This window comes from Ferrimonas sediminicola (genome assembly GCF_005116715.1).
GTDB lineage: Bacteria > Pseudomonadota > Gammaproteobacteria > Enterobacterales > Shewanellaceae > Ferrimonas > Ferrimonas sediminicola.
The window spans coordinates 45,799-58,844 of the sequence record NZ_SWCI01000011.1; the positions used below are offsets into that span (position 1 = coordinate 45,799).

The window sequence follows — 13,046 nt, forward strand, 5'->3', positions numbered from 1 at the left end:
GAATCAGAAAGGGCCGCCTCTGCGGCCCTTTTTTGTCGGTGGCTGAAGCTGGCTACTCCGCCTGGGGCAGCACCCGCATCTGCTCCAGCTGGGGCAGAATGGACTGACGGACCTGCTCCGGAGTGCTGCTCTGCCAGTAGCCGCTCAGGTAGCTGAGCAGGGGTACCACGGCGACAAACATCAGCAGCATAAACAGGATCACCGAGGGTTTCAGCGGCAGGTAACGCCCCGGCAGGGACAGGGTCAGGGCGCCCTTCTGCGGGCAGGCCTGGGCGCAGCGGTGGCAGGCATGGCACTCATCGACGTTGACGGTGTCCAGCCGGTGCACCGGGATCTGCGACGGGCAGGCCTGGTGGCATTTGCTGCAGTCCTTGCCCTCGCTCTCCCGCAAGCAGGTGGCACGGTCACGGCGGATCTTGAAGGGGCTCAACAGTGACAGCACCCCCATCAGGGCGCCATAGGGGCAGAAGTAGCGGCAGAAGGCGTTGCGCTTGACCACCGACAGCAACAGCAGCATCGCCAGCAGCACCATCACCACCACATTGGGGTGGGTAAACTGTTGCCATTGGGAGAGGTCCGCCATCAGGTGCGTGTCGCTGTCCAGGTAGGAGACCAGCTCCGCCGAGGGCTGCTCCAGCACCAGGGTCAGCAGCCAGATCAGCACGCCGTATTTGGTCATCCTCAGGCCGCTGTCCAGCCAGTTGGGCACCCGGATGCCGTGCTTGACCGCGTCGTGGCCGCGACGGTAGATCACCTCGGAGATGAAGCCGACGGCGCAGATCCAGCTGCAGAAGGCCCGCTTGGTCACCAGGGCCGAGGCCATCAGGGCCAGGAACATCACCAGGGCGGCGGGGTGCTGATGGTCCAGCACCCCCTGCTCTATCCAGGCGCGCAGGGAGATGCCGGCGGTCACCGGCAGGTAGATGTCCACCACACTGGGGCGGGTCAGCCACACGCTGCCGGCTTCCATCTGCATGGCGTACAGGCCGTACTGCACGGCGATCACCACCATGGCCACCGCAAAGGCGTTCTGGGTCATTTGTCGCAGTCGATCGAAGTGATCCAGGGTGCGGGAGGGGCGGCGGTTGGGCATCAGCTGACGTCCGGCGCCCAGGGTCATCAGGAAGCACAGCGCCGCCAGCAGTAGCAGGGCGTCCCTGGCCATGAACAACCCCAGTCCCGCGGTCAACACAGTGGCGACCGCCCCGAGCGTGCGGCTCAGGGTGATGAGAATGCCCAGGGCCACAGTGCAGCCGGTGAGCAACAGAAGGGACTCGAGAAAGGACATGGGCCATCCATACAGATTCAGATGGCCATCAGTATCTCAGCCCTCGCCGGTTAAAGCAGGGGCTGAGTTGTGGATTTTAGACCCATTTAACAGTTTGGCGCCGAAACCAAAACTCTATTGTCCCAGGGTCTGAATGAACTGATCAGATTCAGCAATGGCACGATTCATCTCGGTTATAAGAGACTGGATCTCCCGCTTGAGACTGCCGAACTCGCTGCCGATGGCGGTCACCGCCCGGGCATTGAGGTTGTGCTTGAGGTAGAGCTCGTTGTCTTTGAGGCGAGCCAGCACCGGCACCATCTTCTCCTCCGCCCGGCGCATGCTCCTGAGCATCTTGTCGTACTGACGGCGGGTGGACTGCAGCTGTTTCTCGCTGGTGCGACGCAGGCTGGCGGAGCTGTACTGCTCAAGCTCATCCTGCCACTCGTCGAACATGGCGCCGGCCACATGGTCGATGGCGTCGATGCGCTGCGACACCTGGTCGGCGGCCTTCTCCGAGGCCAGGTACTCGTCCCGCACCTGATCGTAGACCGATTCCAGATCGCCGCCGTCGAAATCCACCAGGGTCTTCAGCTGCTCCAGGGCGGAGCTAAACTGCTTCTGGGCCTCTTGCTGGCTCTCCTGGGCACTCTCCACCCGGTCGGTGAGGATCTCCCGCTTGTGGTAGCCCACCTGTTCGGCGGCGGCGTAGTAGGCGGACTGGCAGCCGGTCAGCAGCAGGGCCAGGGTGAGAACAACAAAGCGCATGGGGGCTCCTTAGCTGCGAAAGCGGGCGGCGTCGATGATGCACCAGAGGTGCAGCAGTGCGGCGATCACCGCGGGAACGATGAGGAAATAGAAGAAGTAGCCTGAGCTGACGAAGACAAAGAACAGCAGCGCCGGCAGGATTCGCCCCTGTACCAGCTGTCCCAGTCCGGGAATGAAGAAACTGCAGATGGCGGCGATGACGTTGCCGGCGGAACCCTGTCGGGACATGTGAACCTCCTTGCTTCCCTCGTCCGGATTGCTGAGTGAGGGCATTGATAACTCAGTCGTTTAGATTGCCATGTTACCACCAGAGCCACCATGAGCAAGACGGCTGTGTCAGCCACGGCGCGCCAGCAGGTTGAACAGGGCGCCGCTGAGGATCAGGCCACCACCGGCCAGGGTCCACAGGGAGGGGAGCTCGGCGAACACCAGCCACCCCAGGGCGAGGGAGAACAGCACCTGCACATAGGAGTAGGCCACCACCCGGTTGGCCACCTCTCCCTGCAGTGCCTTGGTCAGCCCCACCTGGCCCACCTGGGTGAACACCCCCACCAGCAGCAGCAGCCCCAGCGTCTCCGGTTCAGGAATCACCAGATCATCCCCCAGTAACAGCAGGGACAGGGGCAGGGCCAGCATCGGGAAGTAGAGGATGATCACCGAGCTGTCCTCGGTCTTGCTCAGTGTTTTCACCAGGATGTAGGCGATGGCACTGCCACCGGCGCCCGCCAGGCCGGCGGTCAGGCTCAGCAGGGGCAGGGGGGTGTCGGTGCTGGACCACACCGGTACCATCATGGTGGCCAGGCCCGTCAGGGAGAGGGCAATGCAGATCAGGGTAAAGCGGTGGATCCGCTCTCCCAGGAAGTGAAACGCCAGCAGGGCGGTGAACACCGGATGCAGGTATTGCAGCAGGGTGGCTTCGGCCAGGGGCAGGGTGGTGACCGCGTAGTAGACGCAGATCAGCGCCAGGGCGCCGGTGGCGCCCCGCGCCAGCAGCAACGGCTTGTTGTGACCCAGTGGTGCGATCCCCTTGCGACGGATATCCAGGTAGCTGAGCAACACCGACACCAGGGCCCGGGCGGCGACGATCTCCAGCACCGGGACTCCGCGGGCGCTGGCCAGCTTGACGCAGGCGGACATCAGGGCGAACCCCAGGGCGGACAGCAGGGCATAATAGACGGCGTGGGTCTGAGGAGTGGCACGGGTGCTGGGCATTTGCCGAAGATTCCCTGGAGAGATGAGAGGCGCACTATAGGAGCTGGCCTGACCCGGGTCAACCGAGACAGCACTGTACAGCACCTCAGCCGGTGTTATGATCCATTTATAGAGATAATACCAAGTGCATTAGGCATTTGCTCCATTCAGAACGTCTCTCTGCCACAGAATCTAGGCGCAACCGCTATGGCATAGTGGGCCTCTTTCGAGTGGATAAAACAACGAGTCAGTGGCAGAGAGGCGTTCCCTCCGGGAGGATTTTAACGGGCTTTATGCTGCGTTAGGCAATCTTACTTTAGAGCCACTAGAGCTTCGCTTGTCTGCCTTGCCTAAAGCCCGTTAAATTTCAGATGAATGACCAGATATTTAATGCACTTGGTATAAACACAGGATTACTATGAATATCATCACCCGGGCGCGGCTGCAGTGGCAGAGCTTTCCCTGGCGGCGCATCCCCGCCTACTTTCGCTTCCTGTTCCGGCGTAGCATGGAGAACCGGCTTCAGGTGACCTCCGGCTACCTGGCCTACATGACCCTGCTCTCCCTGGTGCCGCTGATGGCGGTGGTGCTCTCCATCTTCTCCGCCTTTCCGGGGTTTGTGGGGGTCAAGGAGCAGGTGGAGCAGTTCATCTACACCAACTTTGTCCCCACCGCCAGCGGCGTGGTGCAGCAGTATCTGACCGAGTTTGTGGCCAACGCCTCGCGGATGACCGCAGTGGGGGTGGTGTTCCTGGCGGTGGTGGCGCTGGCGCTGATCTCCGCCATCGACAAGGCGCTGAATCAGATCTGGCGTATCCGCCAACGGCGCCGCTGGGTCTACTCCTTCTCCATGTACTGGATGATCCTCACCCTGGGACCGATCCTGATGGGCGCCAGCATTGCAATGACCTCCTACCTGGTCTCCCTGAAGCTGTTGTCTGATGTGGGGCTGTCGGGGATGCTGCCCTTTTTTATGGCCAAGCTGCCCTTCCTGCTGTCGGTGCTGGCCTTTGTGCTGATCTACTCCCTGGTGCCCAACACCCGGGTGCGTTTCCATCATGCCCTGGCCGGGGCGGTGGTGGCGGCCCTGCTGTTTGAGGCGGGCAAGCGCGGTTTCGCCTGGTACATCACCACCTTCCCCTCCTACGAGGCGATCTATGGCGCCCTGGCGGTGATCCCCATTCTGTTCGTTTGGGTCTATCTGTCCTGGATGATCCTGCTGCTGGGGGCCGAGGTCACCGCGTCCCTGCCGGAGTTTTTCGCCGTGACCGAACCACAAAAGGACGCGGAGTCATAAAACTGGAGGCGTTGTTGCTGCGTCAGTCGTTTCCTCAGGCAAGCCCATGACCTGAGGTGACGTTGGTCGATCTCTAGGGAGCAAAGATCGCCTTGAGTTCACCGGCGCGGTTCGCCAAACTGTTGCGCTGAATCAGACGAGGTAACAGATGATCGCATTAGTGCAGCGGGTCTCCACCGCCAAAGTGGAGGTGGAGGGGCGGGTCACCGGCGAGATCGACCGGGGGCTGCTGGTGCTCCTGGGGGTAGAGCGGCAGGACGACGGTGAGCGGATGCGCAAGCTGGCGGACAAGGTGATGAAATACCGTATCTTCAGTGACGATGAGGGCAAGATGAACCTCAACGTGCGTCAGGCGGGCGGCAAGCTGCTGGTGGTGAGCCAGTTCACCCTGGCGGCGGACACCGGCAAGGGGCTGCGTCCCAGCTTCTCTGGCGCCGGCAAACCGGACCAGGCCCAGGCCCTGTACCAGGAGTTCGTCGCCTACTGCCGCAGCAGCGGCATGGAGGTGGAGACCGGTGAGTTTGCCGCCGACATGCAGGTGTCCCTGACCAACGACGGCCCGGTGACCTTTCACCTGCAGGTCTAGGGGGCAGACGGGCCCTGGACCCCAACGGACAACGCCGCGGACTCCGCGGCGTTGTTGTTTCCGGCCGAGCCGGATCAGTCGTGGTGGGCGCCCCGGGCGATGGCGGCCAGCAGCGCTTCCGGATCGAACTTGCAGAGCCCCTCGTTGGCGCCGCTGCTTTCGGTGTAGCGGCGGCAAACATCGCTGTTGAGGGAGGTGTGCAGGATGATGTAGGTCTCCTTGAGGCACTCTTCGCCGCGCACCGTGGTGGCCAGCTGGTAGCCGTCCAGCTCCGGCATCTCGATGTCCGACACCAGGATCTGGATCGGTACACCGGCGTTGGCCTGACGCTGCAGGGTCTCCAGGGCGGCCCGGCCGTTGGGGGCGCTGTGGTAGTCGATGCCGTGCTGCTCCAGCACCATCGCCAACTGACGGCGGGCGAAGCGGGAGTCGTCACAGATGAGGATGCGTTGACCGCGAATCTCCGACAGGGTCTCCGGAGTGAGGATGAAATCCTCCACCTGCCGGTTGGCATTGAGGCCGACGGTCTCGTTGAGGATGCGCTCCAGATCCAGCACCTGCACCAGGTCGTGGTCGCGGCGAATCACGCCGGAGCTGTAGCTGGAGTCCCCCAGTCTGCTGGGCATGGCGGCTACATCGTTGCTGTTGCAATAGTGGATGGTGTCGATGCCGGTGACCAGCAGGCCAAACAGCTTGCCCTGGACCTCGCACACCACCACCTGCCGGCACTCGTCCGATCGCATGCCGATGGCGCTGGCCAGATCGATCACCGTCAGGGTGTGGCCGCGCAGGGGCATGGTGCCCACCACGCAGGGATGGCTGCCGGGGATCTGGTTGAACTGGCGAGTGGTGACGATCTCCCTCACTTTCAGGGTGGTGATGGCGAAAGCACGTTTAGGGCCCAGGGTAAAAACCAGAAACTCCTGGCGATTGTTCTCTTGAGTCATCCCAAAAATCCCAACTGACGACAGACTTAACTCTATATCGACCAACGCGGCCCAGGCTTGAGCCCGCGGTCCGCCCAAGATGCCTTGGTCGGGCCGGGGTGTCCAGCCTATCTATGATATTCTCATCGCTAATTTGTTCTGGAACAGGTTATGGACCCAGCCATGAAGATCTTCGCCCCCAGCCACCAGCAGTTGTCCCAGGTGTTCGACCTGAGATATCGCGTCTTGCGCGCCCCCTGGGATCAGCCCAGGGGCAGTGAGCAGGATGAGCTCGAAGGGGAGGCGGTGCATCGGGCACTGTCGGATCAATCCGGCCGCATCCTGGCCACCGGCCGGTTGCACCCCCTGTCGTGCCGGCGTGGCCAGATCCGCTTTATGGCGGTGGAGCCTGAGTGGCAGGGCCGTGGCCTGGGCGGCCGTCTGCTGCACGCGCTGGAGCAGGCGGCACAGGCCTCGGGCCTGGAGGCGATCGAGCTGCAGGCCAGGGAGGAGCAGGCGCCTTTCTATCTGGCCAGGGGCTACCGCGATTTGGGGCAGGGGCACACCCTGTTCGGTGCCGTGCCCCACCGCCGCATGGCCAAGCTGTTGCCGGCGGCGGTGACGCGGCTCACCGATACCTGGCATGCCACCATCCCCCTGTCCGAGTTCATGCAGGTGGAGGCGCACGGCTTTGACGGACACCGGTTCGAGACCCGCGCCAGCTTCGAGCGTGGCCGCAACCTGCATGGCACCCTGTTTGCCGGGGCGGGCTACAGCCAGGCCACTCTGACCGGCTGGGGGCGGGTGTGGCTGGAGCTGCAGCTCCAGGGCGTCGAGGGGGAGATCGTGCTGGCCAGGGCCGAGGTCAACTACAGCAGGCCGGTGCGCCACTCTCCCCATGCCTGGGTCGAGGCCGGGGAGCTGGATCTCTCCCCCCTGAGCCAGGGGCGCAACGCCAAGGTGCCGTTGACGGTTCAGCTGGCCGACGGCCTGACCCTGGAGGCGCTGTTTGCGGTGTTGCCGCCCGGGCCCGGTGCGTGACCAAAAGAAAGCCCCGCAAAGCGGGGCTTTTTGCTGTTGTTGGGAGACTCAGTCGTTCATGGCGGCCTTGAATCGGCGCAGGGTGGACTTGAGCTTGCCGGCGTTGTCCGGGCCCATGCGCAGCATCAGCTTGGCGGCATCGCTGAGTCCCTCCAGCTTGTCATCCTGGAAGGTGTAGTTCACCGAGTGACTCTCCAGGGCGATGGCGGTGTCGATCTCCGGGGCCGCCAGCATCAGGTTGATCGCCTCCATCATCCGTGCCCGGAAGCCGTCCTCGTAGCCTAGTTCGGCGTAGGCCTGCTCGAACAGGGGCTCCATCAGCAGGTAGCTGTCCCGCAGCGCCTGCTCATCCAGGCGGTAGAGGAAGCTGGTGTAGGCATCGAATCGGTGGAAGCCATCGGGATCCAGGTAGAGTTGGCCGTTCACGTCCACCGCCTTGAACTGTTCGGTGAGCTTCTTGAACGGCCCCTGGGTACGCAGCACATTGCCCTGGGCCAGGTTATCCACCAGGCTGACAAAGCGGCGCACCAGGCTGTCGGACACCAGCAGCTGCCCCAGCTGCATGCCATCGGCCAGCTTGTTCAGTTCGCCCTTGGCGAAATCGTCGGATTCGGCCAGGCTGGGCAGCACCACCTGGGGTTCCGGCTGGGGTTCCGGCTGGGGTTCCGGCTCTGCCGGCTCAGGTTCGGGCTCGGGCTGCGGCTCCGGTTCCACCACAGGTTCCGTCGGCAGCGGCTCGGTGGGGACCTCCACCGCAGGCTCGATCACCGGCTCAATGGGATCGGCGGTCACCTTGGGGGACTCAGGCTCGCCCGCCAGGTAGACCCAGGCGCCGATGCTGAGCAGGATCACCAGCGCCACCGCGCCCATGACGAGGGTGTTGTTGCTGGAACTGGAGGTGTCGCGTTCGTTGGAATTCATCTGGTGTCTCTGCTCCTCTGCCGACCCGGTTTCCCATTGTGCAAAATTACTCCGGGCTGTCTAGGCTTGGCTGTAAATCTCTCGCCCTTTTAACCACCTATCTATAAGCGGCTGCACATTTTGGGGGTGATTCCGCATCAGGTGCTCCGCCAGCCGCTTCACCTGGGGGATGAGGGCGCCATCCCGAACCAGGTCGGCGATCTTCAGATCCGCCAAGCCGGTCTGCTTGGTGCCCAGTACTTCGCCGGGGCCACGAATCTCCAGATCCTTCTGGGCGATGACAAAGCCATCATTGCTCTCCCTCAGCACGCCGATGCGCGCCTGGGCGGTCTTGGACAGCGGGGGATGATACAGCAGCACGCAGTGGCTGGCGGTGCTGCCCCGGCCCACCCGGCCCCGAAGCTGGTGCAACTGGGCCAGGCCCAGCCGCTCCGGATTTTCGATGATCATCAGGCTGGCGTTGGGCACGTCCACCCCCACCTCGATCACCGTGGTGGCCACCAGCAGATCCAGCTCTCCCCCCTTGAACTGCTCCATCACCTGCTGTTTGTCCGCCGGCTTCATCCGTCCATGTACCAGTCCGACTCGCAAATCCGCCAGTTGTTCCCCCAGCTCCCGGGCGGTGTCCTCGGCGGCCTGGCACTGGAGCACCTCGGACTCATCGATCAGGGTGCACACCCAGTAGGCCTGACGTCCCTGCTTCTTGCAGGCCTGGCGAACCCGCTGCACCACCTGGTGGCGGCGGTTGTCGCCGATGGCCACTGTGGTCACCGGGGTGCGTCCCGGGGGCAGCTCGTCGATGACCGAGGTGTCGAGATCGGCGTAGGCGGTCATCGCCAGGGTGCGGGGGATGGGGGTGGCGGTCATGATCAACTGGTGGGGGTAGTTCCCCTCCTTGAGCCCCTTCTCCCGCAGCTCCAGTCGCTGGTGCACCCCGAAGCGGTGCTGCTCATCGATGATGATCAGCGCCAGGTGGTCGAAGCTGACCTGGTCCTGGAAGATGGCATGGGTGCCAACGATCATCCTGGCGGTGCCATCGGCCACCCGGGCCAGGGTCTGCTCCCTGGCCTTGCCCTTGAGCTTACCCGCCAGCCAGGCCACCGGATAACCCAGGGGCTCCAGCCAGTTGGCGAAGGCCAGGGCATGTTGCTCGGCCAGCAGTTCGGTGGGGGCCATCAACGCCACCTGGCGTCCCTGTCCCAAGGCGGTCAGGGCCGCCAGCGCGGCCACCAGGGTCTTGCCGGAGCCTACGTCACCCTGAACCAGGCGCATCATCGGCTGCGGGGCGGCCAGGTCGGCGCGGATCTCGGCCACCACCCGCTTCTGGGCGGCGGTGGGTTCGAAGGGCAGCCGGGCCAGGAAATCCTGCTCCAGGGAGGGATCCAGGGCCAGGGGCTGGGCACGGTGCTGGTCGGCGCTCTGGCGCAGCTGCAGCATGGAGAGGTTCTGGGCCAGCAGCTCCTCCATCGCCAGACGTTGCTGGTTGGGGTGCTGCCCCTGGGCCAGCAGCTCCACGTCGGCGTCGGCGGGGGGACGATGGACATACTCCAGAGCCTGGGCCATGCTCACCTGTTGGTCGTAGAGGCCCTCGGGCAGCAGTTCCGGCACCCGGGCGGAGCGCAGCTTATCCACCGCCTGCTCGGCCAGTTTGCGCAGGCTCAGCTGCTTCAGCCCTTCGGTGGTGGGGTAGATGGGGGTGAGCCGCTCCTGCAGTGCCAGTGCGTCCGCCTCGTCGGAGAGGCTGTACTCCGGGTGGATGATCTCCAGCCCATGCAGTCCGCGACGGATCTCGCCGAAGGCACGAATGCGTTTGCCGTTTTGCAGGCTGTTCTTCTGGGCCATGGCGAAGTTGAAAAACCTCAGGGTGAGGCTGCCGCTGGCGTCCATCATCTTGACGGTCATCATCCGCTTGCGGCCGTAGGTCACCTGGCTGGAGAGGATCTCGCCCTCCACCGTGCCATGGATGCCGGGCATCAGCTCGGCAATGGCCCACAGCCGGGTACGGTCCTCGTAGCGCAGGGGCAGGTGGAACAGCAGGTCCTGCACCGATTCGAGGCCAAGCTTGGCCAGTTTCTCCGCTACTTTGCTGCCCACTCCCTTGAGGGAGGTCACCGGCAGTGCCGCCAGATCCGTCACTCAGTGATCCATCAATACTGTAAATATGATCAGATAATAGCAGCCCTGCCTCAGGGAATCAGCCCCTTAGGCGACGCAAACAGGCGGGGGCCCATAGGGCCCCCGCGGTGCAGTCGGTGTCCTAGCTGGCCTTGGCGGCCTTGGCCAGCTGGTCTTCCCACACCACCATGTCGTCACGCATGTGGCCGATCAGCGGGCCATAGCGCTTCTCCAGCACGTGGCGTTTGATCTTCAGGGTGGGGGTGAGCACGTCGTTCTCCACCGTCCAGGGTTCGTCGACGATCAGGATGCCGCCCAGGGTGGAGTGGCTCTCCATGGTGCCGCTAACCTGGCGGGAGAGGCTGCGCAGGGCGATCTCCACCTCGGTGCGGGACTCACTCCTGGCGGCTTCGGAGAGCTGCACCAGGGCCACCGGGTAGGGCTGGCCGGAGCCGATGACGCACAGCAACTCGATGCGGCTCTCCTGGGCCAGTTTGCGCTCCAGGGGAACCGGGGCGACGAACTTACCCTTGGCGGTCTTGAAGTTGTCCTTGACCCGGCCGGTGATGGTGACGTAACCGTCATCGTCGATCTCGGCCAGATCGCCGGTGCGGAAGAAGCCCTGCTGGTCGAACGCCTCGGCGCTGGCCTCAGGTTGCCTGTAGTACTCGCGGAACAGCCCCGGACTCTTGAACAGCAACTCATGGTCGTCGCCCAGCTTCACTTCGCAATCCACCCCTGGGGCGCCGACGGTGCCGATCTTGTCTGCCCTGAAGGGGTAGTTGAGGGTGGCGTAGGCGCCGTTTTCGGTCATCCCCCAGGCCTCGGTGATGTTCATGCCGAGGCGGCGGTACCAGTTGAGCAGGGACGGGGAGACCGGGGCGGAGCCGCAGCCTAGGATGCGGGCGTTATTCAGCCCCAACTGCTTGCGAATCTTCCTGGCGATCAGGACATTGACCACGGGAATGTTCAACAGCAGGTTGAGCTTGCTCTCCCCCACTTTGGCGATGATGTTCTTCTGGAACAGGGTCCACAGCCGTGGCACCGACAGGAAGAAGTCCGGGTTGGCCACCTGCACATCCTCGACGAAGGTATCCAGGCTCTCGACGAAATAGACGGTACAGCCGCCGGCGATGGAGCTGCCGAAGATGTAGGCGCGCTCGGTGATGTGGGCCAGGGGCAGGTAGGAGATCACCCGGTCCTTGGGGGTGCCGCCCAGGTGCTGGGTGAGTCGGTCGGCAGCCCAACTGAAGGCGCCGAAGGTCATCACCGCGCCCTTGGGGTTGCCGGTGGATCCTGAGGTGTAGATGATGGTCATTACCTCGTCGGCGTCCGGGTAGCGGGTCTCCACCGGTTCCGCCATCTCCAGCAGCTGATGCCACTGGTACTGGGTGGTGATCCCCTCGTACCCCATTCCCAGGCGTAGGGTGCCGGCGGGGATGGCCGGCTCCTGCTCCGGGCCATCGTCCAGTTTGCCGAGAAAGATCCCCTTGGCCCCGGAGTGCTCCAGCACATAGCCGATGGTGTCGACGTTGGCGGTGGGGTAGATGGGGATGCTGATGAAGCCGCCGACCATCAGCGCCAGATCGGTGATAAACCACTCGGCGCAGTTCTTCGACAGGATGGCGATCTTGTCGCCCCTCTCGAACCCCAGCTTATGCAGGGCACCGGCCAGGCGGTGGGCCATCTGGTGCACCTGGCTCCAGGAGTAGTCGTGCAGTTGTCGTTGCCTGGGCTGGCGCAGGTAGATCTGGTCGCCCTGTACCCTGGCCCACTCCTCCAGCAGCTCTACCGGTGTCTTGAATCTTTCAGCCATCTGCTCTCCCTCATCTGTCCCTATCCGGCCATGCGCCTGGTGGGGATTATGGATTCCGCTCTCCCGGCGGAATATGAAAAACCGGTCTAACCACTTGAAAATAGCAGGAAATGGTCATTTTTAAAGCACCTTGGGTGTGATCATTGACCCATTGGTGCGAATGTGGGGGTGCGAAGGTGTCGCAACGGGCGGCGTTTGTGTGATCTCTGTCGCCAAAACGGAGTCTGGGCAGTGGGTTCGGTTGGAGGGAGAGGAGGATGCGGAGGGTAACCCTGTTTTTCATCTTTCCCCTCCGCCCCGGCGAGGGCTTCGGGGCAAGCCAGCCGTGTGGCGACCGCAGGTTGCGGCGGCGTGTGGGCGCCGCCGCGGAGTGGGGATCAGTCGTCCAGGTGGTTCCAGGACTCCTTGGTCATCTGGATCTTCTGCCACCACTCGTCGGGTGCGTCGATCTGACCCTCCTGGTCCACCCTGGGGTAGGGCAGGCCCTTCTGCCGGCAGATTTTGGCAAAGATGGGGTGGCCCCCCTCGAACAGCAGCCGCTGGCACTCACCGTCATCCAGGGTACGGCGGTCGTACATTCCCGCCTCTTGGCGTTGACGCTGGGCCTCGTAGAGCATCAGGGCGGTGGCGACGGAGACATTGAGGGACTGCACCATCCCCACCATGGGGATGATTACATCCTGGTCTGCCAGGGCCAGGGCCTCCTGGGTGATGCCGAATTTCTCCTGACCCATCAGGATGGCGGTGGGCTTGGTGTAGTCGATCTCGCGGAAGTCAACGGCGGTGTCGGACAGGTTGGTGGCGATGATCTGCATCCCCTGGGCGCGCAGGTCGGTGATGGCGTCGGTGATGGCGTTGTGGGACTTGAGGCTGACCCAGTTCTGGCTGCCGGTGGCGGTGCCGCCGGCGAGCTTGGTCTTCTGATCCGGCCAGATGGCGTGCACCTGGTGAACCCCGACGGCGTCGGCCGTGCGCACCATGGCCGCCAGGTTGTGCGGCTTGTGGACCTCCTCCATGCAGATGGTCAGGTCCGGCTGGCGCTTGTCCAGCATGGCGTTAATTCGGGCTAAGCGTTCGGGGCTCATGGGGATTCCTTAAGGTTGGAAACGAAGCCGGGG

Annotated in this window: 12 protein-coding genes; 3 read left to right on the forward strand and 9 right to left on the reverse strand. The window is 63.6% G+C overall.

The window, feature by feature from the left end; genetic code table 11:
* Positions 1 to 52 precede the first annotated feature (52 nt).
* The 4 genes from FCL40_RS14580 to FCL40_RS14595 form a co-directional block, all read right to left on the reverse strand.
* Positions 53 to 1,288, reverse strand: a complete 1,236-nt coding sequence (locus tag FCL40_RS14580; RefSeq protein WP_136854034.1) for a 4Fe-4S binding protein — start codon at positions 1,286 to 1,288, stop codon at positions 53 to 55.
* Positions 1,289 to 1,402: 114 nt separating this feature from the next.
* Positions 1,403 to 2,035, reverse strand: coding sequence for a DUF2959 domain-containing protein (locus tag FCL40_RS14585; protein ID WP_136854035.1), 633 nt, complete (start codon positions 2,033 to 2,035; stop codon positions 1,403 to 1,405).
* Positions 2,036 to 2,044: 9 nt separating this feature from the next.
* Complete coding sequence (locus FCL40_RS14590; RefSeq protein ID WP_136854036.1) at positions 2,045 to 2,263, reverse strand: hypothetical protein; 219 nt, start codon at positions 2,261 to 2,263, stop codon at positions 2,045 to 2,047.
* 108 nt (positions 2,264 to 2,371) lie between these two features.
* On the reverse strand, positions 2,372 to 3,247 hold the full coding sequence (locus FCL40_RS14595) for a DMT family transporter (protein WP_205729143.1): 876 nt from the start codon (positions 3,245 to 3,247) through the stop codon (positions 2,372 to 2,374).
* A gap of 397 nt (positions 3,248 to 3,644) precedes the next feature.
* On the opposite strand from FCL40_RS14595, the gene FCL40_RS14600 reads away from it, so the two are divergent.
* Positions 3,645 to 4,523, forward strand: a complete 879-nt coding sequence (locus tag FCL40_RS14600; RefSeq protein ID WP_136854037.1) for a virulence factor BrkB family protein — start codon at positions 3,645 to 3,647, stop codon at positions 4,521 to 4,523.
* A 148-nt stretch (positions 4,524 to 4,671) separates the two neighbouring features.
* Complete coding sequence (gene dtd / locus FCL40_RS14605; RefSeq protein WP_136854038.1) at positions 4,672 to 5,109, forward strand: D-aminoacyl-tRNA deacylase; 438 nt, start codon at positions 4,672 to 4,674, stop codon at positions 5,107 to 5,109.
* 74 nt (positions 5,110 to 5,183) lie between these two features.
* On the opposite strand, the gene FCL40_RS14610 is transcribed toward dtd, so the two are convergent.
* Complete coding sequence (locus tag FCL40_RS14610) at positions 5,184 to 6,056, reverse strand: chemotaxis protein (RefSeq protein WP_136854039.1); 873 nt, start codon at positions 6,054 to 6,056, stop codon at positions 5,184 to 5,186.
* Positions 6,057 to 6,206: 150 nt separating this feature from the next.
* Here FCL40_RS14610 and FCL40_RS14615 point away from each other — a divergent pair, with 150 nt between their 5' ends.
* A complete protein-coding gene (locus FCL40_RS14615; protein ID WP_136854040.1) occupies positions 6,207 to 7,076 on the forward strand; it encodes a bifunctional GNAT family N-acetyltransferase/hotdog fold thioesterase in 870 nt (289 codons plus the stop codon).
* A gap of 48 nt (positions 7,077 to 7,124) precedes the next feature.
* Here the strand turns inward: FCL40_RS14615 and FCL40_RS14620 are convergent, their stop codons facing one another.
* The 4 genes from FCL40_RS14620 to trmH form a co-directional block, all read right to left on the reverse strand.
* A complete protein-coding gene (locus FCL40_RS14620; RefSeq protein WP_169307141.1) occupies positions 7,125 to 7,997 on the reverse strand; it encodes a DUF3014 domain-containing protein in 873 nt (290 codons plus the stop codon).
* Positions 7,998 to 8,057: 60 nt separating this feature from the next.
* Entirely contained in the window at positions 8,058 to 10,133 is a 2,076-nt protein-coding gene (recG, locus tag FCL40_RS14630; RefSeq protein ID WP_136854042.1) for an ATP-dependent DNA helicase RecG, read from the reverse strand.
* Positions 10,134 to 10,254: 121 nt separating this feature from the next.
* Complete coding sequence (locus FCL40_RS14635; protein WP_136854043.1) at positions 10,255 to 11,928, reverse strand: AMP-binding protein; 1,674 nt, start codon at positions 11,926 to 11,928, stop codon at positions 10,255 to 10,257.
* A gap of 377 nt (positions 11,929 to 12,305) precedes the next feature.
* Positions 12,306 to 13,013 carry a tRNA (guanosine(18)-2'-O)-methyltransferase TrmH gene (gene trmH / locus FCL40_RS14640; protein WP_136854044.1) on the reverse strand — a complete coding sequence of 236 codons (708 nt, stop codon included), beginning with the start codon at positions 13,011 to 13,013 and terminating at the stop codon, positions 12,306 to 12,308.
* Positions 13,014 to 13,046 lie beyond the last annotated feature (33 nt).